This is a genomic window from Pseudobdellovibrionaceae bacterium (assembly GCA_023954155.1).
Taxonomy (GTDB): Bacteria; Bdellovibrionota; Bdellovibrionia; order Bdellovibrionales; family UBA1609; genus JAMLIO01.
On the sequence record JAMLIO010000001.1, the window covers coordinates 178225 to 200895 of the forward strand.

At 42.3% G+C, this 22671-nt stretch carries 21 protein-coding genes; 11 read left to right on the plus strand and 10 right to left on the minus strand.

Annotation, left to right across the window (positions count from 1 at the left end; translation table 11 throughout):
• Positions 1 to 231: 231 nt before the first annotated feature.
• From M9899_00785 to M9899_00815, 7 genes are all read right to left on the minus strand, one after another.
• Positions 232 to 705: a 23S rRNA (pseudouridine(1915)-N(3))-methyltransferase RlmH gene (locus M9899_00785; GenBank protein MCO5112689.1), complete on the minus strand. Its 474-nt coding sequence runs from the start codon at positions 703 to 705 to the stop codon at positions 232 to 234.
• 61 nt (positions 706 to 766) lie between these two features.
• Positions 767 to 1810, minus strand: coding sequence for a nicotinate (nicotinamide) nucleotide adenylyltransferase (gene nadD, locus M9899_00790; GenBank protein ID MCO5112690.1), 1044 nt, complete (start codon positions 1808 to 1810; stop codon positions 767 to 769).
• Positions 1807 to 2883 (minus strand): GTPase ObgE, encoded by a 1077-nt coding sequence (gene obgE, locus M9899_00795; GenBank protein MCO5112691.1) that lies wholly within the window; start codon positions 2881 to 2883, stop codon positions 1807 to 1809. Before obgE ends, nadD begins: the two co-directional genes overlap by 4 nt.
• 32 nt (positions 2884 to 2915) lie before the next feature.
• Positions 2916 to 3185, minus strand: a complete 270-nt coding sequence (rpmA, locus tag M9899_00800) for a 50S ribosomal protein L27 (GenBank protein MCO5112692.1) — start codon at positions 3183 to 3185, stop codon at positions 2916 to 2918.
• Positions 3186 to 3195: 10 nt separating this feature from the next.
• Entirely contained in the window at positions 3196 to 3738 is a 543-nt protein-coding gene (gene rplU, locus M9899_00805; protein ID MCO5112693.1) for a 50S ribosomal protein L21, read from the minus strand.
• Positions 3739 to 3873: 135 nt separating this feature from the next.
• The gene (locus M9899_00810) at positions 3874 to 4746 is read right to left on the minus strand and encodes a hypothetical protein (protein ID MCO5112694.1); all 873 of its coding nucleotides are present in this window, start codon (positions 4744 to 4746) and stop codon (positions 3874 to 3876) included.
• A gap of 191 nt (positions 4747 to 4937) precedes the next feature.
• Positions 4938 to 6494: an Rne/Rng family ribonuclease gene (locus M9899_00815; GenBank protein MCO5112695.1), complete on the minus strand. Its 1557-nt coding sequence runs from the start codon at positions 6492 to 6494 to the stop codon at positions 4938 to 4940.
• 126 nt (positions 6495 to 6620) lie between these two features.
• Here M9899_00815 and M9899_00820 point away from each other — a divergent pair, with 126 nt between their 5' ends.
• The 9 genes from M9899_00820 to M9899_00860 all read left to right on the plus strand — a co-directional run bounded on the left by M9899_00820 (position 6621) and on the right by M9899_00860 (position 16941).
• The gene (locus M9899_00820) at positions 6621 to 7685 is read left to right on the plus strand and encodes a type IV pilus twitching motility protein PilT (protein ID MCO5112696.1); all 1065 of its coding nucleotides are present in this window, start codon (positions 6621 to 6623) and stop codon (positions 7683 to 7685) included.
• Between the two features lie 30 nt (positions 7686 to 7715).
• The gene (gene deoC, locus M9899_00825; GenBank protein MCO5112697.1) at positions 7716 to 8429 is read left to right on the plus strand and encodes a deoxyribose-phosphate aldolase; all 714 of its coding nucleotides are present in this window, start codon (positions 7716 to 7718) and stop codon (positions 8427 to 8429) included.
• The gene (locus tag M9899_00830) at positions 8426 to 9763 is read left to right on the plus strand and encodes a thymidine phosphorylase (GenBank protein ID MCO5112698.1); all 1338 of its coding nucleotides are present in this window, start codon (positions 8426 to 8428) and stop codon (positions 9761 to 9763) included. Before deoC ends, M9899_00830 begins: the two co-directional genes overlap by 4 nt.
• Positions 9747 to 10571, plus strand: a complete 825-nt coding sequence (locus tag M9899_00835; GenBank protein ID MCO5112699.1) for a purine-nucleoside phosphorylase — start codon at positions 9747 to 9749, stop codon at positions 10569 to 10571. The genes M9899_00830 and M9899_00835 overlap by 17 nt, the downstream gene beginning before the upstream one ends.
• A gap of 25 nt (positions 10572 to 10596) precedes the next feature.
• Positions 10597 to 11886 (plus strand): S8 family serine peptidase, encoded by a 1290-nt coding sequence (locus M9899_00840; protein MCO5112700.1) that lies wholly within the window; start codon positions 10597 to 10599, stop codon positions 11884 to 11886.
• 70 nt (positions 11887 to 11956) lie between these two features.
• On the plus strand, positions 11957 to 13249 hold the full coding sequence (gene asnS, locus M9899_00845; GenBank protein ID MCO5112701.1) for an asparagine--tRNA ligase: 1293 nt from the start codon (positions 11957 to 11959) through the stop codon (positions 13247 to 13249).
• Between the two features lie 38 nt (positions 13250 to 13287).
• The gene (locus tag M9899_00850) at positions 13288 to 14835 is read left to right on the plus strand and encodes an acyl-CoA carboxylase subunit beta (protein MCO5112702.1); all 1548 of its coding nucleotides are present in this window, start codon (positions 13288 to 13290) and stop codon (positions 14833 to 14835) included.
• A 26-nt stretch (positions 14836 to 14861) separates the two neighbouring features.
• A complete protein-coding gene (accC, locus tag M9899_00855; protein MCO5112703.1) occupies positions 14862 to 16364 on the plus strand; it encodes an acetyl-CoA carboxylase biotin carboxylase subunit in 1503 nt (500 codons plus the stop codon).
• 1 nt (position 16365) lies between these two features.
• Positions 16366 to 16941 carry an acetyl-CoA carboxylase biotin carboxyl carrier protein subunit gene (locus tag M9899_00860; GenBank protein ID MCO5112704.1) on the plus strand — a complete coding sequence of 192 codons (576 nt, stop codon included), beginning with the start codon at positions 16366 to 16368 and terminating at the stop codon, positions 16939 to 16941.
• A 124-nt stretch (positions 16942 to 17065) separates the two neighbouring features.
• On the opposite strand, the gene M9899_00865 is transcribed toward M9899_00860, so the two are convergent.
• Genes M9899_00865 through mscL form a run of 3 tightly spaced genes read right to left on the minus strand, consistent with a single transcriptional unit; the run spans position 17066 to position 19099 of the window.
• Complete coding sequence (locus M9899_00865; GenBank protein ID MCO5112705.1) at positions 17066 to 18028, minus strand: 6-phosphofructokinase; 963 nt, start codon at positions 18026 to 18028, stop codon at positions 17066 to 17068.
• Positions 18029 to 18045: 17 nt separating this feature from the next.
• Positions 18046 to 18630: a DUF502 domain-containing protein gene (locus tag M9899_00870; protein ID MCO5112706.1), complete on the minus strand. Its 585-nt coding sequence runs from the start codon at positions 18628 to 18630 to the stop codon at positions 18046 to 18048.
• Positions 18631 to 18679: 49 nt separating this feature from the next.
• Positions 18680 to 19099: a large conductance mechanosensitive channel protein MscL gene (gene mscL, locus M9899_00875; protein ID MCO5112707.1), complete on the minus strand. Its 420-nt coding sequence runs from the start codon at positions 19097 to 19099 to the stop codon at positions 18680 to 18682.
• A 168-nt stretch (positions 19100 to 19267) separates the two neighbouring features.
• Here mscL and M9899_00880 point away from each other — a divergent pair, with 168 nt between their 5' ends.
• Together M9899_00880 and M9899_00885 are read left to right on the plus strand one after the other, a co-directional pair.
• The gene (locus tag M9899_00880) at positions 19268 to 21535 is read left to right on the plus strand and encodes a cation:proton antiporter (protein MCO5112708.1); all 2268 of its coding nucleotides are present in this window, start codon (positions 19268 to 19270) and stop codon (positions 21533 to 21535) included.
• A gap of 43 nt (positions 21536 to 21578) precedes the next feature.
• Entirely contained in the window at positions 21579 to 22670 is a 1092-nt protein-coding gene (locus tag M9899_00885) for a branched-chain amino acid aminotransferase (protein MCO5112709.1), read from the plus strand.
• Position 22671 lies beyond the last annotated feature (1 nt).

The window sequence follows — 22671 nt, forward strand, 5'->3', positions numbered from 1 at the left end:
ATACCACTAAACTGCTAACCCTACTCACTTTAAAAACCCTGTCGTCCGCTTTCAATCCTTCACGCCATCCTCTAGCCCTCTTGGGCGTGGAGCTGGGATTTTATTATATATGGTCGAAATGCGAGTTCGGCTTGGCATGATTTTGCAAACGCAAAATTATGCCAAACGTCACTGTCTGAGCATTTTGAGTATATATAATAAAATCCCAGCTCCACACCCAAGAGGGCGGGCCTACTCATTGTGATAGGGAATGTTTTTGGCAATCGTAAAGGCACGATAGATCTGTTCGGCTAAAACAATTTTAGCAATATGGTGATTCAGCACAAACGGACTAAGGTTAATGGACCACTGGGCCCTGCTTTTGAGTTCTTCTGTCACACCAAATGCGCCACCAATAACAAATGTGACGCACTTATAAGTTTCAAGTTGTGTCATCAATGTGGTTGCAAATTTTTCGGAAGTAAGATTTTGGCCACCTTCATCACAAAGGATCACATAATCATCTGGTCGAATTTTCTGTAAGATTTTTTCTGTTTCTTTTTGCTTTTTAATTTCTTTGTTCTTGCGCTCGGCTTCTTCTGATTTCACCACGACCAGTTCGATATCACAGAATGCCGATATTTTATCCAGATACATCTCATCTACAGCCTCAAAGGGCTTTATCTTTTTAGACTGTATAAAGATGATTTGAATATTTATTTTCAAGTTATATCTCTAAGTTTTAACGTGACCGAAAGACAAATATCTCTCCCCCAAATAATGGAAACTAATTTGAGGTTTTAGAGGTTTCTTCGGTGACCTTGTAATCTAACTTTTTAGCGCCTTTCCAAAGCTGCTCAAGTAGATACTCTTGTCTGACAAAGTCATAAAAAATATGAATGATAAGGCCGCCATAATCCACAACAATCCAACGTCCGTCCTCTTTGCCATCCATACCTATAGGACGAACATTGTATTTTTCTTTCATATTATTTAAAACATGATCAGCCAGAGCCCCAGATTGGCGTTTGTTGCTCGCAGAGCATACAATGGAGTACTCAACGATATATTCTTTAGTTGCCGTAAAATCAAAAGCCAGAGTGTTGAGTGCTCCCTTTTGATCTAGTAATTCCGCAACTTCCAGAGCGAATTTTTTAAAGTCTTCAATTTTAGGTGCTGCGATATCATAAAGCCCGTTATTATGAATGTAATTTTCTACGGCTAAAGCCAGATATTTATCTGTGGATTGACCAATTTTAAGTTTTCTTCTGACTTCAGTAGAAGAAATATCAATATCATTCAGCCTTACAAAATGAATCCACTTCCCAGAAGTCAGCAGACATTGATATCCATCAAATTCCGCCACCTGGCTTTGCAGACCTTCAGGAAAATCTTTTTTACTGAGTGGAAACTGATATCCCATTCTGGAAGTGACAATTAGATTTGCTGAACTCAAAATATCCTTAAAGTCTTTCCACGTATCAAAAGAACCAAACTGATCCAATCCAATAATGATAAAGTACTCTGAATCCCCTGCCCCTTCTTGCGTCATGAGCGACTTAAGAGTGTCAATCGTGTAGCTCGTACCTTGTCTTTCAATTTCGCGTGAATCAATTTCTAGAAAATCATATTGATCTTTTAAACCCAGTTCTACCATTTCTAAACGCTGTTCTGGTGTTGGGGATTCTATAAGTTCTCGGCCAGGACTTTGATAGGCAGGAATGACCTTTACTTCGTCGAGATTTAATTTTTTCTGAACCTCTACCATGCTGTTCACATGACCTGCATGAATGGGGTTAAACGTTCCCCCAAAAATCCCTATTCGACTCACTGACTCTCTCCCTCAGGGTTTAAAATATCTTCGTCTTGTGTTCTATCACTAAAAACTACATTTAATAGCTTTTGCCTCAGCACTTCAAGTCCATATCCAGTATAGGCAGAAATCGGCAAAACATCTTGTCCTAATTGCCGCTCGAAGGAATCTAAAAAGTACGCCCTCTTTTCTTCATCTAACAAATCCCATTTGTTGAATACTATGATTTGAGGACGCTGTGACAAAGGCAACAGGCCAAACTTACTCTTATTATCTTTGTCATACTGCTCGAGTTCAAAATTGATCTGTTTAAAATCTTCGATGGGATCTCTTCCGTTAAAAGGATCGACATCAATGAGGTGAACAAACACTTTTGTTCTTTCGATATGTCGTAAAAATTCAAGACCCAAACCCACGCCCTGATGAGCCCCAGGAATCAAACCTGGAATATCGGCAATGATATAAGAACTTTCAGCAGCTTGAACCACACCCAAATTAGGCGTCAGTGTAGTAAACGGGTAATTCGCAATTTCTGGTTTTGCAGCAGAAAGTACAGAAATCAATGTTGATTTTCCCACATTAGGAAAACCAATTAGGCCCACATCCGCTAACAGTTTTAACTCTAGGCGTACTTCAAGTTCTTCCGCAGGCATTCCTTTTTGGGCAATCTCTGGCGCCTGATGCACGCTGGACTTGTAAAAGGAGTTGCCCTTACCACCAAGACCACCTTTAAGAATCATAAACTCTTCGTTTTCTTGCATATCTTTAATCAGCTCTTCGGTTTGATGATTGATGATCATTGTTCCTGGAGGAATCTCGATAATAAGATCCTCGCCGTTTTTACCCGAGCGATTTTGACCTTCACCATGGGCACCCGATTGAGCTTCGTAATGTTTCTTAAATTTTTGATCCAGAAGTGATCTTTTATGAGGAGCTGCTTTAAAAAAAATATGGCCGCCACGTCCTCCGTCGCCGCCATCTGGGCCGCCTCTTGGAACCTTCGCTTCTCTTCTGAAGCTTATGCTACCTGGGCCACCTCTTCCTGATTTAAGATGAATGACCACATGGTCTACAAATTTTCCTTGAGACATATTTTACTTTTGGGACTTAGTGTCCGCAGACTTTAAGATGCTGCTATTTGAGCTGGATACACACTCACTTTCATGCGTCTTTTATCCAATCTCTCAAACTTCACCTGACCATCAATCAAAGAAAAAATAGTGTAATCGCGTCCAAGCTTCACATTGTTACCAGCATGGAACTGAGTTCCTCTTTGACGAACGATGATCGTACCTGGCTTTACGTTTTGTCCACCAAATCGCTTAACACCTAATCTTTTACTCTGGGAGTCTCTTCCGTTCTTAGTACTACCCGCTGCTTTTTTCGATGCCATGATTCACCTCTTATTTGGAAGCCTTTTTAGTCGCCTTCTTTTTAGAAGTCGATTTCTTAGCAGTTGTTTTTTTAGTTGTTGTCTTCTTAGCTACTTTTTTAGCTGTCTTCTTTGCCGTCTTTTTGCTTGCGGATTTTTTTACGGCTTTCTTCTCAGTTGCGCCTTCAGCTTTCGCTTTCTTTGCCGCAGCTACGGCTTCAACTGTGTAAAGCTTTGGCTCTTTGTCCGCTTTGCTTGTTAAACCTGGTGCTGCGATCTCTTTTACAAATAACTCTGTAAATGATTGTCTGTGACCTTGAAGTTTTCTGTAACCTTGACGACGCTTTTTCTTTAATACGACAATTTTAGGAGCCTTCGCTTGTTTGGAAACAACCACTTTTACAAGAGCGTTTTCAATATTAGGAACACCTACTAAAACTTTTTCGCCACCAATAAAAAGAACTTCAGTAAGGTCAAACTCTGAACCCACTTCTTTGTCCATCTTCTCAACTTTAAAAACATCGCCTGCTTTAACTTTATACTGTTTTCCACCAGCGCGTACGATCGCGTACATAGTTCAACCTCCACTAAAGGGCTAGAAGTGCCATGCTTTAAGGCTTTCTGTCAATCATTATGAAAAAATAAGTGCTTATATTTATTACAGTTTATGTGAGAATTTTAGGCCTAAACATTGAGCTTTTTTGCCTCTTTAAATGGCCATTCTTAGACGGGTTTGAAAGCCCCAAGGCTTAAATTCATAGTACTCACCATCCGCCATATAGGCATCAGGATTTAAACTTTTGCCTTCATAATAGACAGAAATATGGAAAGAAATATCGCGCCCTGTTCGACGGTACCTATAACCCCAGCCCACTTGGTATTGATGCAAGTAGGCACAAACCCTGTCGCCAAGGCCCCAACTGCTCTCGCAGTAGTAGTAGGAAAACTGAAGAACGTGAGGGTCTCTAAGCCCTCTGAATATCTGCGCTTTTGTACGAAACCCGTAACGTCCCTTCCAAGGGTCAAGCCTTACGCTGAAGCTAGTTTTATACGGTGATTTGTCGGTGATCTCGTCACTATCAATCACATCCTGTCCACGACCGTTACTGTCCAAACCCGCCATAGACGCCCCGATATCAATCCCTTGCTCGACAGCCCACGCACTCAAGCTTCCCTTGCGCTTTTTCAGTGTGGTGGTGATCTGGTTTCTGAGTGAGTATAAGAGCGGCTTTCGTACCTCGCGCCAAATTGCCGAATGCGCTGACTTGTCTTCTTCTTGAATGAGGATTCCGATTCTAAATGCAGCCACAGAATAGGCGTTATTGTGTCTGTATAAACTGCGACCAAATTTACGCAGCCATTTACGTCTGGAAGTCGACCACGGGATCTGCGCTCTAAAAAGGTCCGCACCTTCTTGTTCGATGTAAATCCCTCTTTGTTGCACTTGATAATCGGTGTAAAGGTAGGCTTGAATTTCTGGAGAGCCAATGCACGCTCTACCGCAATTCAAAAACGCAGGTTCGGAGTCCACATATCCCTGATCCCACATATCAGCATGTGCAATCTGAAAATTGAACGTCATTAAAAAACCTAAAAAGGCAACTAGACCCTTTATTCCCATCTCTTAGTTTTCGGCGAAAAAGCTAAACTCATTGAGCCAGTCTGCTGCTATCTAGACTCGCTTTGTGACCACCAAAGTCTAACCCCAGACTAAGGTGTGCTCTCTGAAATTGTAGCACTCATAGGAAGAGCATTATAGTCCTGCGCTGCAGGTTATTTGTCTACGATATCAATCGCGTACTCTTCAATATGGAATTTAGGCTCCACCTTAAAGACAATAGGGGCTGCGATGCGATTTTCCACATCATCCAAACTGTCAGATTCCTCTTCATAAACCCAATCCGCCACATCAGAGTGGCACTTCACGATGGCCATTTTATTTTGGTCAAATCCTTCACGTTGACGCTCTAGGGACCGAAAAATTTCGCTAGCCACTGTCATTGGGCGTTTGATGTATCCTGTTCCTTCACAGTATCCACAGGGTTCACACAGTGTGGAGGTGAGACTGGGTCGGATTCTTTTTCTTGTCATTTCCACTAGGCCTAAACCAGAAATCGCCGTCACTGTGGTCTTAGCACGATCTAGTTTTAACTCTTCAATCAACAAGTTGAGCACCTGTTCACGGTGAGCTTCTTTAGACATATCAATCAAATCAATAATGATAATCCCACCACAATTTCTAATCCTAAGCTGGTGGGCGATCTCTTTGACTGCTTCCATATTGGTTTGCAAGATGGTTTCGTCAATGTCCTTTTTTCCCACATATTTACCCGTGTTCACGTCCACAACCACTAAAGCTTCGGCCTCATCAAAAACCAAATATCCACCTGACTTGAGCCATATTTTTCTGTCTAAAGACCTCGTAATTTCCAAGTCGATGTTGTAAAGATCAAACATGGGATGGGTGCCTTCGTATAATTTAATAATATTTTTATATTTAGGCAAAAACTGTGTTACAAAGTTTAAAACTTTACGGTAAGTTTTTTTGTCATCAATTAAGACGTCGGTAACATCCTGATTTAAAAAATCACGCAAAGCCCGTATTTCCAGATCAGGTTCCTTATGGATTTGCCCAGGAGTTTTTCTTTTTTCGTAACTCTTTTGCACTTCTTTCCATACCCGTCCCAAATACTCAAGATCTGAACGCAATGACTCTTCAGAAACCCCTTCGCCAGCTGTTCTAATGATCACACCCCCTTTGGGTTTGATCTTTGTGATTAAACTTCGGAGTCTGTTTTTTTCCTCTTCGTCTTCAATTTTTTTGGATACACCAAAGTGAGGAACTGTCGGCATATACACCAAAGTTCTACCTGGTAAAGAAATATGCGTGGTGATCCTTGCGCCTTTTGTCCCTAAAGGGTCTTTGGCCACTTGACACAAAACATGCTGCCCCTCTTTGATCAAATCTTGAATAGGGATTCTAGTGGTTTCTGCTTGGATCGCGGTTACGGTTTCTTCTACAGCGTTTTGAGTTTTATCTGTAGACGCAGCAACAGGATCGCCCTCGTCTTCATCAATCTCAAGCTGGTTGGCGGTCTCTTGGTCCACACGAATGTCACCCACATAGAGGAACGCTGCGCGGTCCAGACCAATGTCTACAAATGCCGCTTGCATCCCAGGAAGCACTCGCATGACCTTACCACGAAAGACCGAACCCACAAGCGTTGGCGATCTGGTCTTTTCAATTTGAAAGTCTATTAGGTTTTCATTTTCTAAATAGGCCACTCTAGTTTGGTTAGGCCTTACGTTGATCATAATTTTTGAACTCAAAATGAACCTCCGCCTCTTTATCTAACATAGCCTTAAGTTGAGGTCATGACCTATTAAAAAACTTTTAGACCTTATGTTTATTAAGGTCTTACAGAGTTTACCGATGAGCTTTCTAGGAGAATTTTTATGGCACAAATAGATGGTTTATTTAAAGTTATGATGGATGAAGGCGCTTCGGATTTGCACTTATCCGCAGGAAGCCCCCCTTATTTTAGAATTCATGGGGACATGATCCGCTCAAACTCTGCACCACTGACCCATGACGATTTAAAAAATCTAATTTTTGAAATCATCACCGAAAAACAACGCAAAGAGTTTATCGAAAACTGGGAACTAGATTGTGCTTATGAAATCAAGGGCTTAGGTCGTTTTAGATGTAACATCTTTATGCAAAAAAACGGTTTGGCGGCTGTGTTTCGTCAAATTCCTACTAAGATTTTGCCACTAGAAAAACTCAACCTGCCCCCCTCTTTATATGATCTAGCCGCTGTGGATAAGGGTTTGATCCTTGTTACTGGTCCTACAGGTTCTGGTAAATCAACCACTCTGGCTGCTCTTATTAACTATATTAACCAAAAAGAACAAAAACATATTCTTACGGTGGAAGATCCCATCGAATTCGTGCACGCCAACCAAAAGTCTTTGGTGAACCAACGTGAAGTTTCCAGCCATACACAGTCTTTTGCCAACGCGCTTAAAGCCGCACTTCGTGAAGATCCAGATGTCATTCTGGTTGGGGAGATGAGGGACTTAGAAACCATTCAGCTTGCCATCACAGCCGCAGAAACAGGACACGTGGTTTTCGGAACACTTCACACAAACAGTGCCGCCAAAACTTTGGATCGTATTGTTGACGTTTTCCCCGCAGGACAGCAAAAACAAATCCAATCTATGTTAAGTGAGTCTTTAAGGGGTGTAATTTCGCAGACCCTGCTTAAAAAGGCTGATGGAACTGGTCGTGTGGGAGCCGTAGAAGTTCTGATCAATAACAGCGCGGTCGCTAACTTGATCCGTGAAGGCAAAAACTATCAAATTCCATCTGTAATGCAGACCAACTTAAAGCTGGGCATGTTACCCCTTGAACAACATTTACTGCAACTTGTTAGAGCTGGCATGATCACCAAAGACCAAGCCACTGAAACTTTAGTGGGTATGGGCCGAAAGCCAACCCTATTCCAAATGGCCTCTTAGAGTTTTTAAGTTTGCATCATGAAGTAGAGGATGGATTTGTATATTCATCCTCTTTTTTCTATGATGTCCCCCATGACTATAAATAACTATATTGACCATACCTTATTAAAACCTTTTGCCCATGAAGCCCAATACACTCAGCTAGCAGAAGAAGCCAAAGAATATAACTTTTACGCCATCTGTGTTCCCTCCTCTTGGATCAAGCACTGCAAGGGCGTTCTACAAGGAAGCAACGTTAAGATTGCTACCGTTGTGGGTTTTCCTTGGGGATATACGGAAACTGAAAGCAAAGCTTCGGAAACGCTTCATGCCGTAAAATCTGGGGCTCATGAAATTGATTTTGTAACCAACCTTTCTTGGGTGAAATCACAAAAGTTTGATCTGATCAAACGCGAGTTCAATGTATTAAGAACTTCAGCTCCTGACTCAGTGATCAAAGTGATTCTTGAAACAGGCGCTCTGAATACAGATGAAATTGAGCAACTGTGCCGCCTTGCTTTGGACGCAGAACTCGACTTTGTAAAAACCTCTACAGGCTTTTATGAGGTGGGAGCACAAATCTCGGCTGTAAAAACTATGCTTTCCGTTGTTGGAGGAAGGGTAAAGATCAAAGCCAGCGGGGGTATTAAAACTTATGAACAAGCACAAGAGTACATCGGCCTTGGTGTTTCAAGAATTGGTTGCTCTGAAAGTGTAAATATCTTTTTGCAATCTGAAAATCAGAAGACCAAAACATTATCATGAATATTTTTGACATTCTCTCCACTTCACAACAACACAAGCCTTTGACTGCAGAGCAGATTGAATGGCTGATTCATTCTTACGCCGAAGGAAAGCTCCCTGACTATCAACTTTCGGCGTGGCTTGCGACAGTGTTTCTCAACCCACTGACTGTGGAAGAGACCTTTCACCTTACCAAAGCCATTCGAGAAACAGGTCATACTATGACTTGGGATTTTAAGGCCGTTGATAAGCACAGCACAGGTGGCGTGGGTGATAAAACCAGTCTGATCATCGGCCCACTTGTGGCCTCCTTGGGTTACAAAGTGCCCATGATCAGTGGACGTGGATTGGGACACACGGGAGGCACTCTCGATAAGTTGGAAAGTATCCCAGGATTTAAAACTCAACTCCCCCTTCCTCAATTTCATGAAGAGGTGGTATCTAAAAATATTTGTTTTATTGGACAAACTACAGAGATCTGCCCTGCTGATAAAAAACTCTACGCCCTTAGAGACGCCACACACACCGTGGCCAATATTCCTCTGATTTGTTCAAGTATTATGAGTAAAAAAATTTCTGAAGGTTTAAGCGGGCTTGCGCTTGATGTGAAATTTGGCAGTGGGGCTTTTATGACTTCCCTAGAACAATGCACGGCCCTTGCTACACGTCTTTTGCAAATTGCTGACAAAAGCCAAATTAAAACTTTTGCTGCTCTTACATCTATGGATCAACCCCTTGGCAGATATGTTGGCAACCGTTTAGAAGTTTTAGAATGTGTGCAGATCATGCAAGAGCCCTCTCGTTATAAAGACGAGTTTTCTGACAATTATGAACTCAGCATTCTGTTATCTGCTTTAATGATCGTCAGCGTGGACGAACGTCACAATCTTGATAGTGCCCTTAAGCTTTGCCGCGAAAAGCTTGAAAGCGGTGAGGTGTATTCTTTCTTTGAAAGTATTGTGATCAACCAACACGGCTCACTCAAAGATTTTAATATCCAGGCCCAAGAGACTCTGCTTACAGCAGAATCAGAAGGGTTCATGCACTACACGGATGTCAAAGAGATCGGAATGGCTGCCGTACTTTTAGGCGCAGGCAGACAAACTATGGAAGATGTCATCGACCCCCACGTCGGTTTTTATTGCTATAAAAAAGAAGGCGATGAAATCAAAAAAGGCGAACCCTTATTTAAAATTTATTTTAACGACGAAACCAGATTGAACAACTGTCTACAAAACCTCAAAAAGGGGTTTATGGTGAGCCGAACTGCTCCTCCAAAAATAGAAACTGTTTGCCGTGTACTTACAACTCAAAACTCAGAAATTGTTGAGGTCAAATATGCTAGAAATCATTGAGAAAATAGACGAAGCCGTAAAGCTCATTAAATCCAAGACGTCTGTCAAACCTCGAGTCGGTATCACCTTAGGTTCAGGGCTCAACTCCGTGGCCAATAGTATCACTGTCGACACGGCCATTCCCTTCTCGGATATTCCAAACTTCCCCAAAACCACTGTGGAAGGGCATAAGGGGCAATTGATCATAGGTCATATCGGGGATGTCCCCGTTATCGCCATGCAAGGGCGCATCCATTACTATGAGGGCTATTCCATGCAAGATGTGGTCTTCCCTACTCGTGTTATGGCTTTGCTGGGTATACACTCTTTGATTTTGACCAATTCTGCGGGTGGAATGGATGAAAAGATGCAAGCAGGAGATTTTATGATCATCACCGATCATATTAACCTTTTTGGAGATCATCCTCTTAAGGGACCCAACATTGAAAAGTACGGCCCCCGTTTTCCTGACATGACTTATGCTTACAATCCCGAATTGATCGCTACTATGGAAGAGCTTTTTGGTGAACTCGATATCAGATACCATAAGGGCGTTTACTGTGGGGTCACAGGTCCCACTTATGAAACCCCTGCTGAAATCAAGTTCTTAAAAATGGTCGGTGGATCGGCGGTAGGCATGTCCACCGTGCCTGAGGTGATCGCCGCAAACCACCTGGGGCTGCGCGTTGCAGGGCTGAGCTGTATTACAAATATGGCCGCAGGTATCACTGGACTAAAGCTCAGTCACCATGAGGTCCAAGAGGTGGCAGGGCGTGTAGAGAAACAATTTTCCAAATTCTTATTGGAATTTGTTAAAAGTATCGACTAGACTTGAAAGAAGGCCAAGGAGGGCCATGAAAAACTTGTTTTTTTATAAAAAGTCAAAGTCGCCAAACACTACGTCAGAAGCCTATTTCCGAAGATATATAAATAATTTTTTATTTCCCATAGCCGCTATTTCCGCCCTCTTATTGTCTGCCTGTCAAGGTCCAATTGAAGCTACACTAGATACCAGTCGACTCAGCGAAACTTGTAAAAACAAACTGGTTTCAAATGAATTTATTGTAAAATTTAAGCACGAATCCACATACAGAACCGTCAAAGCCGAGGATGCTCAAACCTTTTTTAACGATGTGGTTCAACCTATGGAAGAACAGATCGAACAGTATGGTTTGAATTTTAAATTTACTCATCACAACGAACTTTCTAAGTTCCAGAGACGTCGTACTTTTGAGAAAGCCACCACCCAGCCTTGGGTTAAAGCCCTCACTCGCTCTGAATTTTTGACCCATCATGGATACTTCGGGCAAGGGGTTAAAATCGCTGTTTTAGATACAGGTATTGATTTAAGATCCGCCGCTTTTCAAAATCTTCTGGCTCGCAGTGACTCTGATTTTAAAGGCTATAACTTTGCTGAGAGTAATACCGATGTCCAAGACTATAACGGCCACGGAACTATGGTCAGCGCCCTGATTGCGGCCCCCGAAAGCCAAGCCTTTAACGGAGAGACCTTTGAAGGAGGCCTTGCCCCTCAAGCAGAGCTACTGCCTGTTAAAATTTTTGCTCGTGACACAAGAGTCACCGATCTTTCTACAATTTTAAAAGGCCTCGACTACGCCATCAGCCAGAAGGTGGACATCATCAACGCCAGCTGGGGCGGGTCTGACAACTGCTCGGCTTTATTAGAAAATAAGCTTTTTGAAGTCTGGACAAACAGCATTCTTTTTGTCACTTCCGCAGGTGACAGTGCAAAAAATTTGACCCATAAACCTGATTTTCCTGCTTCGTTTAATATTCCCACAATGGTGGTGGTGTCTGGCATTAACCGCAATTTGGAGATCCCTGGACGAGCCAATTACGGGGGGCTTGTGAATCTTTTTGCGCCTAGCCAAGATGTACCAACGCTGGGTCTGAATCACGAGCTTGTTGTCGAGTCAGGCACAAGTTTGGCCTCTGCCATTGCAGCAGGTGGGGCCGCGCTTTTAAAGTCAGCTTTTCCCGATGTAGCTTTGCATACCCTATCCTATGCTCTGACCCACGGCTCAAGTGTTGCAAATCCCACAGCAGAAATGAACATAATGGACCTAAAAAGCTCCTATTTGCACCTCTCATCACTGCAACTTTTGCCTCAGCCCCAACCATAACGCACCCCCGATAAGATTTTGTTGATACCCTCACAAATATGGGGCTATTGTGTGTTTTTTGAGAGGGAATATGGCTCGCGTATATATCGAAGATTTAAAATCTCATGTTGGTCAAACAGTCCGTTTAAAAGGTTGGGCAGCACGCACTCGCTCTTCAGGTAAAGTGAAGTTTTTAGTGGTGCGCGATGGAACTGGATTTTGTCAGTGTATCTTTTCCCAAGAAAACTCTGATGCTAAGTCTCTAGAAAATTTCAAAGAGCTCACCCAAGAGTGTGCTTTAGAAGTTGAGGGTGTTGTACGCGAAGAACCGCGCAGCCCTGGTGGATATGAACTTCAAGCCACCACTTATACATTTATTTCCCCTTCTGTGGATTATCCCATTACCCCTAAAGATCATGGAACTGACTTTTTGATGAATCACCGTCATCTGTGGTTACGCTCAAAACGCCAAATGGCCATCCTTAGAGTACGTTCGGAAATCATCAATGCGGTTCGCTCTTACTTTGACGACAGAGGCTTTGTCCTTGCGGACTCACCGATCTTTACACCCAGTGCGTGCGAGGGGACCTCTACATTATTTGAAACACAATATTTTGATGACAAAGCTTATCTTTCACAAAGTGGTCAACTGTACGCCGAGGCCACAGCCATGGCCTTGGGTAAAGTGTATTGCTTTGGCCCAACATTCCGTGCAGAAAAGTCTAAAACTCGTCGTCACCTCATTGAGTTTTGGATGGTAGAACCTGAAGTAGCTTTTAATGACCTTAAAGACAACATGGACTTGGCAGAAGATTTTGTGGAGTATGTCGTCCAAAGAACATTACACAACAGAAAAGACGAGCTGACTATTCTAGAGCGCGACTTAAGCAAATTAGAAGTGATCAAAGGACCTTTCCCAAGAGTGCATTATAAAGAAGCCGCTCAAATCATCAAAAAAGAAAACCCTGAGTTTGTGATTGGGGATGACTTTGGGGCTCCAGATGAAACGATCATCAGCTCTAAATTTGATAAGCCTGTTTTTGTTTACAACTATCCCAAAGCCATTAAGGCTTTTTATATGAAAGAAGATGCCGAAAACTCTGACGAGTCCTTGAGCTGCGATCTATTAGCCACAGAAGGCTATGGTGAATTGATTGGTGGTGGCCAACGTGAAGAGTCCTATGATGTTCTGATTCAAAAGATTAAAGAACATGGTTTGGATGAAAAGGATTTTGCTTGGTACTTGGACCTTAGAAAATACGGCTCTGTTCCTCATTCTGGATTTGGAATGGGGATTGAAAGATGTGTGGCGTGGATTTGTGGTTTACCCCATGTTCGCGAGACCATCCCCTTCCCAAGACTGTACGGCAGAAGTTACCCCTAATTTAAATTTTTTAAAGATGACTAACATTGAGAGGTTATATGGAAACAACTCCCATGTCCGAATTAAATAAAAGAAATCAAAATGCCCTCGCAGGTGGTGGTGACGATCGTGTCGCCAAGCACAAGCAAGGCGGGCGTCTGACAGCCAGGGAGCGTTTAGATGTCTTGCTTGACCCAGGGTCTTTTGTTGAACTTGATCGTTTTGTGACTCACAGATGCACAAACTTTGGAATGGAAAAAAGCCACCAACCTGGCGATGGAATCATCACAGGATATGGACGCATCAGTGGCCGACTGGTCTATGTGTATTCACAAGACTTCACCGTTTACGGTGGAAGTATGAGCCGCACGACTGCAAATAAAATCTGTAAGATCATGGACCTTGCCGCCCAAAACGGGGCTCCTGTTATTGGTCTGAATGATTCTGGTGGTGCCCGCATTCAAGAAGGCGTTGAAGCCCTTGGCGGATATGGAGATATCTTTTTAAGAAACACGAGATACTCTGGTGTGGTTCCACAAATTTCTGCCATCATGGGTCCGTGTGCGGGTGGTGCAGTGTACAGTCCTGCACTTACGGATTTCATCTTTATGGTTAAAGACTCAAGTTATATGTTTGTAACGGGTCCTGATGTAATTAAAACTGTAACTCATGAAGAAGTAACCAAAGAAGACCTTGGTGGGGCAAGCACACATAACACCAAATCTGGTGTTGCACATTTTGCCGCAGAGAACGACAAACACCTTTTACTGTTAATTCGCGAGCTGATTTCCTTTATCCCCAGTAACAATATGGACGATGCTCCCCGTGCGCTGACTTCTGATCGCACGGATCGCGAAATTCCTGAGTTAGTTAAACTTATTCCTGACAGTGCAAAAAAACCTTACGACATGAAAGAGCTGATCCGTAAGGTTGTTGATGACGAATACTTCTTTGAAGTCCAACCCCATTATGCAGAAAATATCGTCGTGGGCTTTAGTCGTCTTAATGGCCGAAGTGTGGGTATTATTGCCAACCAACCTCAAGTGCTTGCAGGATGTTTAAATATTGAGGCCAGCCGAAAAGCTGCACGCTTTATCCGTTTTTGTGATGCCTTTAACATTCCTTTGATTAACTTTGTTGATGTCCCTGGGTTTTTACCTGGTACCGAACAAGAATGGAATGCCATCATCACTCATGGTGCAAAATTAGTTTATGCGTATTCTGAAGCCACAGTGCCTAAGATCACACTGATCACACGCAAGGCCTATGGTGGTGCTTATATCGTTATGGCATCTAAACATATTGGTGCCGATATCAATTTGGCTTACCCCAATGCTGAGATTGCTGTGATGGGCGCTGAGGGTGCAGTAAATATCATTTTCCGCCGTGAGATTACAGGGGCTTCTGATCCTGAAACCACAAAGCAAAACATCATTAAAGAATATGAATCTAAATTTAGTAATCCTTATGTCGCGGCAGAATTAGGTTATATTGACGAAGTGATTGAACCTGAACTTACACGCGTACGTCTTATTGAATCTTTAGAAATGCTTGTGAATAAATCAGGGTCTAATCCAAGCAAAAAACACGGAAGCATTCCGCTTTAATTGAATAAGGGAATATTGAGGTCGTTATGTTTAAAAAAATACTCATTGCAAACCGAGGCGAGATTGCTATCCGAATCACTCGTGCCTGTCGTGAATTAGGAATTGAAACGGTATGTATCTATAGCGAGGCCGACAGAAATAGCTTACACGTTCTGCTTGCTGATGAAGCTTATGAAATTGGTCCTGCACCAAGTGCGGAATCTTATTTGCGTATAGATAAAATCATTGATGTAGCTCAAAAATCTGGGGCTGAAGCCGTTCACCCTGGGTACGGATTTTTAAGTGAATCCAAGGCTTTTGCTGAAGCTCTTCGTAAAGCAGGCATCACTTTTATCGGGGCCACACCTGAAAACATTGATGCTATGGGAGACAAACTGGGCGCGCGTGAGCTGATGAAAAAGGCCGACGTGCCTGTTGTTCCTGGCAGTGGTGCTATACAAAACGTGGCTGAAGCTGAAGCCGCGGCCAAAGAAATTGGGTACCCCGTTATGATCAAAGCCTCTGCAGGTGGCGGTGGAAAAGGGATTCGTGTGGTGCACGAACCTAAAGAATTAGCCAGTGCTTTTAGGGCGGCTCAGTCAGAAGGAAAAAACTACTTTAACGATGACACCGTTTTTATCGAAAGATTCATTCAAAACCCCAAACACATTGAAATTCAAGTCTTTGGGGACACCCACGGAAACGTAGTTCACTTGTATGATCGCGAATGTTCCATTCAAAGACGACACCAAAAGATCATTGAAGAATCCCCAAGTATTTCTGTTCCTGATGATGTTCGTAAACGCATGGGCGAAGTGGCTGTGAATGCCGCTAAGTCCATCAACTATGTTGGTGCTGGAACTATCGAATTTATTTTTGATAACACCACAAAAGAATTTTTCTTTATGGAAATGAACACACGTTTGCAGGTTGAACATCCCGTCACCGAAGAAGTGACTGGTTTAGACCTTGTCAAAGAACAGATTCGTGTCGCTCACGGTCTTCCACTGAGTATGAAACAAGAGGACATTCGTCAGAAGGGTCATTCTATTGAACTGAGACTGTGCGCTGAGGACCCTAGCACGTTCTTACCTAGTGCAGGCAAAATTGTTCGTTGCCGTATTCCAGAAGGTCCTTTTATCCGCTTTGATGGTTATATTTATTCGGGGGCCGACATCTCTATCTATTACGATCCGATGATTGCCAAACTTATCGTTTGGGGTCCTACGCGCGAACAGTGTATTGAAAGACTTAAGCGTGCTCTGGCTGAATTTGCTGTTGCAGGTATTAAGACCAACGTCATTCTACATAAAAACATTTTAGATCATGAGAAGTTTTTAAATGGCAGCTACACCACACAGTTTGTCGATAAAGAACTGATCCCTTCTGCCTCTAAAACATTTTTTAAATTTGTGGATGACGAAATCTTTCTCATTGCTGCGGCCATCACTGCCTATAAAGAAAGTAAAGGTCGTCGAATCATTGATCTTAAACAAGGTAAAAAGTGGCGCATCAGTGCACGCATGAAGAGCATGATGAGGAGATATTAAGATGTATTTCGAAGCAAAAATAAACGATGAATCTGCATACAAAGTCATTGTAGAAGAGAACCGTTCCGCTTGGGTTGTTAAATATTGTAAAATTGAAACTCAAAAAGACGGAACTCTCGTTCCTGATCAAGAAGAGATATGGGTAGAACGAGTCTTTGATCGACGCTACTTTACTGTAGCTAAAGACGGGCACATCAGTCTGCTTATGGACAATGTCTCCTACATTCTTGATACTGTAAAATACGGAACCGATTATGAGGTCTACACTCGTGGTTCGCACCGAACAGTTTCTATTGTGAACGATGAGATTCTTTTAAGAGAAAGCATCCGTGGTCGCGGTGGAATTGGTGCACAAGGAAACTTAAAAGCAGGTATGCCAGGAAAGATCGTTAATATTCTTGTCAAAGAAGGTGATCGTGTAAATCCTGATGATCCACTTTTGATTATGGAAGCCATGAAAATGGAAAACGAAATGCGCGCCTCCAAAGAAGCGATCGTGGATAGAATTTTTGTTAAAGTTGGCGACAATGTGGAGACTGGGGCGCAGCTGATTTCTTTCAAAGACGTTCCAAAATAATTGGGACAATGGGCACTCTAAAACAATTTAAGAGATTTTGGAGCCCGTGAATAAAAATTTCTTTTGTACTAAAGATGAATTTTATTAAAAGAGATCCTCAGTCATACTGGGGATCTTTTTTTTATTACTTAGCCAGAATTTCGTTTAAGGTTCTATATGATTCTAGGCTATGACGTTTTATTTTTAAACATTCATCGTAAGATTTAACGTGTATATCTATGCTGTCTGAAATCACACAACTGAATTTTTTAATTTGACCAATGTGTTCAGAAGCTACGTATCCCATACGGCTTGCAAGAATCCTGTCTTTGGCCATTGGGGCACCCCCACGCTGGATGTGACCAAGTATGCAGGAGCGAAAATCCAACTGTTCATTTTTAAGTGATTTTTTTAAAAGTTCAATGGCATCCACTTTTGAATTTTCAGCCACTACAATGATGCTTGATTTTTTTCCTTTCTTTAAACCTTGCTGAATCTTTTGATGCACTTTTTTAAGGTCATTGGCAGATTTATAGATCAAAGGATACTCTGCCCCACACGCTAGTGAAACAGCTAAAGGTAAATCATCACAATCCCTTCCCATAACTTCGACTAAGAATAGCCTTTCATGTGAATTGGCTGTGTCTCTGATTTTATCAATGGCTTCAATAGCTGTATTTAAGGCCGTATCAAAACCAATGGTTTCGTCTGTGCCGCTAACATCGTTATCAATCGTTCCAGGAATTCCACATGAAATCACACCATGTTCATCGTATAAGGCTTTAGCTCCCAAATAACTTCCGTTCCCACCGATCACAATAAGGCGATCAATACGTGCGGTCTGCAAATTTTTAACGCCTTGTTTTCTCACAGATGACTTTCTAAAGTCTTCGTACCTAGACGTCTTTAAAATGGTACCCCCTCTGTGAATGATATTGGCCACTGATCTTAGGTTCATCTCTGTGAAATCTTGATCAATAAGGCCCTGATACCCTCTTTTAATTCCAACAGGTGTGTGTCCAAATTCGATCAACGATCTTACACAAGCCCGTATTGCGGCGTTCATTCCTGGAGCATCACCACCACTTGTTAAAATTCCGACCTTCATAACCTTTGCTCTCCTGCCTAAGGGGTTTTCTTCATCCAAGCTGTCATTGACAATTTCATTCCATCCTCAACGCTCAAGTCTGTTTCTCGCAATTTGGATTTATCGACAAAGATCGTGTATCCACCAATTTGATAACTCATAGGTAAATAGACAGCAATTTTTCCTGATACTGCCTCATGCACTACATGTTCTGGATTTTCGTTAGTGATGATCCCAATGACAACTAAGTCTTCAGCTAGATCCACTAGGACCACTTTTTTATTTGTAGATTCTGAGGATTGATCTGCAAAGAATCCCATAAAATCTTCTATGGCAAAATAGATGGTCTTTAGCACTGGAAGCTTGGCGATGACCTGCTGCAAAAGCCCATAGAGCTTTTGCGCCACAAGAGTGTGCATCACCATGCCAATGACCGTGATCAAGATGATCGCAAACAGAATCCCAAGGCCTGGAAATTGAAAATCTATAACAAAGAGTTTAGAGATACCTTGCTGGATCAGCTTTTCCACAAAAACAACGATCAGAACAATGCAGTACACACTGATACTGATGGGTGCAACGACCAAAAGTCCTTTTAAGAAAAAATTAAACCACAGTTTCATAGTGTCTCCTCACCTTTTTATAGATTTATGTCTATGCCAAAAGGGAGTCTTATTTCTTTAAGCTGTCGCGAATTTCTCTTAACAGGATAATGTCTTCTGGTGTCGCAGCAGGTGCAGCTGGAGCCGCTTCTTCTTTTTTCTTTAAAGAGTTAATGGCTTTGACCATCATAAATACCGCAATCGCTACAATCGTAAAGTCTACCACAGTTTGAATAAAAGCACCGTACTGCAATACTGGCGCACCCGCCGCTGCGGCTTCAGCTAGAGTAGAATATTCTGTCTCAGATAAATTTATGAAGAGTTGTGAAAAGTCCACTCCACCGAGTAATAGTCCTAATGGTGGCATAATCACACCATCAACAAGTGATTTCACAATGCCCGTAAATGCAGTACCTATAATAATACCGACAGCCATATCAATCACATTTCCACGAACCGCAAATTCTTTAAACTCTTTTAGAATGCCCACTTTTCCTCCGTATATTTTAACTCAGTCTACTTGGACTTTAATTGTATTTATTTTTTGAACTCAATAGTTACAGGCTTTATATCAACACACTAGTAATTTAATGACAATATTTTTGATAAATGTTAATTTATTTAGTCTCTAAAAAAGTTCTCAAACTTGAGGTGATTTATGCACTCTTCCGCACCCGTACACGACCTGGCACTGGTTCAAGATTTGGCACTTATACTTGTGGCCGCAGCTGTTGTAACCATCTTATTCAGCCGCCTCAAGCAACCCATCGTTCTCGGTTATTTGATTGCTGGCTTTTTAGTAGGTCCACACTTTAATTGGCTTCCTACCGTTAAGGGCACTGAGAACATTTCAATTTGGGCCGAGATCGGCGTTATTTTTATGCTTTTTGGGCTTGGATTGGAGTTTAGTTTTAAAAAGCTGGGACAGGTGGGAAAGAGCGCATCCATGTCTGCGCTCTCTGAAGTGGTCTTTATGATAGCCTTAGGATACAGTGTGGGGCAATTGCTCGGGTGGAGCCAAATGGACAGCTTATTTATGGGAGCGGTCTTATCTGTATCTTCCACAACCATCATTGTGAAGGCTTTTGAAGAACTGGGTCTCAAAGGCAAGAACTTTGTCACTCTCACTTTTGGCGTGCTCATTGTTGAAGATTTAATATCCATTCTACTTTTAGTCTTCCTGTCCTCCATTGCCATCACGCAATCACTATCTGGATCAGAACTTCTTTTCACCTCTAGTAAATTCGCTTTCTTTTTAGCTCTCTGGTTTTTACTTGGTATTTATCTGCTCCCTACACTTCTAACAAAAATCCGCAGCTACCTCTCCAATGAAACCATTCTTGTCGTAGCCATTGGCTTGTGTTTTATGATGGTTTTCATTGCAACAGAAGTGGGTTTCTCGGCAGCTCTTGGAGCCTTTGTTATGGGTTCTCTGTTTGCGGAAACCCAAGAAGGTCATCGCATTGAAAAGATCATCTTACCCGTAAAAGATCTTTTTTCGGCGGTCTTTTTTGTTTCTGTCGGAATGCTTATTGATCCTGCCATACTGGTTGAGCACTTTTGGGTGATCATTTTACTTACACTCATCACCATTTTTGGAAAATTAGTCAGCTCTGGTTTTGGGGCTTTAGTTTCTGGTAGAAGTTTGAAAACTTCCATTCAAGCAGGCATGAGTCTTGCGCAAATCGGGGAATTTTCGTTTTTGATCGCCATGCTCGGTAAATCATTAAATGTTACAAGTGATTTTATTTATCCTATTACCATTGCTGTATCTGCTGTCACAACTTTCACTACACCCTACACCATTAAATTTTCAGAACCTTTGTCTGATTGGGTAGAGGGTCGCCTACCCAAAAGAGTCCAAGTGGCTTTGAAAAGGTACGAAGCCATTATGTCCACCTCAAGCAATGACACTAGTTTTTTAAAAGTCATTTGGAAGTCTTATGGCGTTTTGATTTTAATGAATCTCGTGCTTGTGATTGCTGCAACTTTGTTGAGCAGCAAAATTCTTTATCCTTATTTGCACAGCCTTAATATGAGTTTTATTGAACCCGTAAATTTATGGTTATGTTTGTTGACACTTGTGATGGTGGGACCCTTCTTATGGGCGATTGTGCTTCGCCAACCCAAAGATTTAAGTCAATACGGCCCAGAAATGGTGGATAAACTGAATAAACTTCAGGTTGGATTTTTTATCGTCAGACTGACAGTTGGTGGCATTCTGATTGCTTTTATAGTTTCCAACTTTACATCCCTTGCCACCATTCCTGGTTTTGTGCTGCTAGGTTTTGTGGTCGCAGCGGCCTTGCTGAGTAAATTTTCTGAACCTCTCTATAAAAAGATTGAAGCCCGATTCCTGTCTAATTTGACTGAGCACGAACGTATTGCTTTGGCTAAAAAAGCAAAAACACCTGATTTGGCACCTTGGAACATCGAACTTTCAGCATTTGAACTTTCACCTCATTCACCACTGATCACCAAGACTTTGCAAAATTCAAAACTTAAAGAAAATTATGGTGTTACAGTGACGATGATTGAACGAGGCTCAACAAAGATCATTGCCCCTCTGGGTAACGAGATTCTTCTCCCCTATGACAAGCTTTCTCTCATCGGAACTGAAGAGCAACTTAGCAATGCCGTAAAAGAGATTGAATATCGTCCAGAAACTGTATCTACCGAAGATTACAAGAGCTATGGCCTGACCTCACTGATCTTACACGATGAAGATCAATTTGTAGGTAAAACCATTCGTGATTCAGGTATTCGTGAAGTCGCCAATGGACTGATTGTGGGCCTTGAGCGCGATGGCACGCGCATCCTAAGCCCTAACCCTTCTACAACATTACAGGCCGAAGACCTTATATGGTTGGTTGGGGATCTTACTAAAATTAAAACTCTAAGAAAAACTGTTCACACTCCCCAATAAGGGTGTTACATGGAGGACTGTAAATTATCAAAAAGGAGTTCTTATGAAGACGGAATCTACTCCTCAAAATACAATTCCTATTCATATCACCAAAAGCAAAACCCTTAAGGAGAAGCCCTCTGAAGATAACTTGGGTTTTGGTAAGCATTTTACAGATCACATGTTTCTAGCAAAATATCATAACGACAAAGGGTGGTACTCTGCTGAGATCACTCCCGTAAAAAATCTTGAGCTTCACCCCGCCGCCTCTGTTCTTCATTATGGGCAAGCTTTGTTTGAAGGCATGAAGGCCTTTCGCCAAAAAGACGGAAGCGTGTCACTTTTTAGGACTCAATTCAATTGGGAAAGAATGTGTATAGGAGCAGAACGACTTTGTCTGCAAGCTCCACCCCTAGAGCTTTTCCAAGACGCGATCAAAGCACTTGTGAAAATAGATCAGGATTGGGTTCCTCAGACCAGGGGATGCTCTTTATACATTCGCCCCACGCTTATAGGCGTAGAGCCCTTTCTCGGTGTACGCCCTTCGCAAGAGTATCTTTTCTTTGTTCTTCTTTCTCCTGCTGGCAATTACTTTGGCGACAAAGTGTCTCCTGTAAAAATTTGGGTTGAAGATGAATTTTTACGAGCAGCCCCAGGTGGATTGGGCCACACCAAAGCGGCGGCAAACTATGCAGGCAGTCTGAAAGCCGCACAGAAAGCCAAACAGAATGGATTTTCACAAGTTCTATGGTTAGACGTCACCAGAAAATTTGTTGAAGAGGTAGGAACCATGAACGTCTTCTTTGTGATTGATGACCGAGTGATCACCCCTGAACTTGATGGCACCATTCTTGGCGGCGGCGTAAGAGACGCTGCCATTCAGCTCCTCAAACACAAAGGGTATAAGGTCTCTGAGCAGAAGGTCAGCATTGAAGAACTCAGACATGCACAACAAACAGGTCGACTGAAAGAGGCCTTCGGTACTGGTACTGCCGCTATTATTAGTCCTATTGGTGAGCTTCGAGCCCGCGAGTGGGACATTGCCTTTACACAAGACTTTGAAAATAGTTTGGCCTCTGAGCTTTACAATGACCTGATCGAAATTCAATCGGGTCAAAGTGACGACATCTTTAGTTGGATGGAACCTCTAAAATAAA

What these genes read in the sequence shown, in the direction of transcription:
- obgE (MCO5112691.1), bottom strand. Translation starts at nt 2,883, where the DNA reads ATGTCTCAAGGAAAATTTGTAGACCATGTGGTCATTCATCTTAAATCA.
- rpmA (MCO5112692.1), bottom strand. Translation starts at nt 3,185, where the DNA reads ATGGCATCGAAAAAAGCAGCGGGTAGTACTAAGAACGGAAGAGACTCC.
- rplU (MCO5112693.1), bottom strand. Translation starts at nt 3,738, where the DNA reads ATGTACGCGATCGTACGCGCTGGTGGAAAACAGTATAAAGTTAAAGCA.
- M9899_00810 (MCO5112694.1), bottom strand. Translation starts at nt 4,746, where the DNA reads ATGACGTTCAATTTTCAGATTGCACATGCTGATATGTGGGATCAGGGA.
- M9899_00820 (MCO5112696.1), top strand. Translation starts at nt 6,621, where the DNA reads ATGGCACAAATAGATGGTTTATTTAAAGTTATGATGGATGAAGGCGCT.
- deoC (MCO5112697.1), top strand. Translation starts at nt 7,716, where the DNA reads ATGGATTTGTATATTCATCCTCTTTTTTCTATGATGTCCCCCATGACT.
- M9899_00830 (MCO5112698.1), top strand. Translation starts at nt 8,426, where the DNA reads ATGAATATTTTTGACATTCTCTCCACTTCACAACAACACAAGCCTTTG.
- M9899_00835 (MCO5112699.1), top strand. Translation starts at nt 9,747, where the DNA reads ATGCTAGAAATCATTGAGAAAATAGACGAAGCCGTAAAGCTCATTAAA.
- M9899_00840 (MCO5112700.1), top strand. Translation starts at nt 10,597, where the DNA reads ATGAAAAACTTGTTTTTTTATAAAAAGTCAAAGTCGCCAAACACTACG.
- asnS (MCO5112701.1), top strand. Translation starts at nt 11,957, where the DNA reads ATGGCTCGCGTATATATCGAAGATTTAAAATCTCATGTTGGTCAAACA.
- M9899_00850 (MCO5112702.1), top strand. Translation starts at nt 13,288, where the DNA reads ATGGAAACAACTCCCATGTCCGAATTAAATAAAAGAAATCAAAATGCC.
- accC (MCO5112703.1), top strand. Translation starts at nt 14,862, where the DNA reads ATGTTTAAAAAAATACTCATTGCAAACCGAGGCGAGATTGCTATCCGA.
- M9899_00860 (MCO5112704.1), top strand. Translation starts at nt 16,366, where the DNA reads ATGTATTTCGAAGCAAAAATAAACGATGAATCTGCATACAAAGTCATT.
- M9899_00865 (MCO5112705.1), bottom strand. Translation starts at nt 18,028, where the DNA reads ATGAAGGTCGGAATTTTAACAAGTGGTGGTGATGCTCCAGGAATGAAC.
- M9899_00870 (MCO5112706.1), bottom strand. Translation starts at nt 18,630, where the DNA reads ATGAAACTGTGGTTTAATTTTTTCTTAAAAGGACTTTTGGTCGTTGCA.
- M9899_00880 (MCO5112708.1), top strand. Translation starts at nt 19,268, where the DNA reads ATGCACTCTTCCGCACCCGTACACGACCTGGCACTGGTTCAAGATTTG.
- M9899_00885 (MCO5112709.1), top strand. Translation starts at nt 21,579, where the DNA reads ATGAAGACGGAATCTACTCCTCAAAATACAATTCCTATTCATATCACC.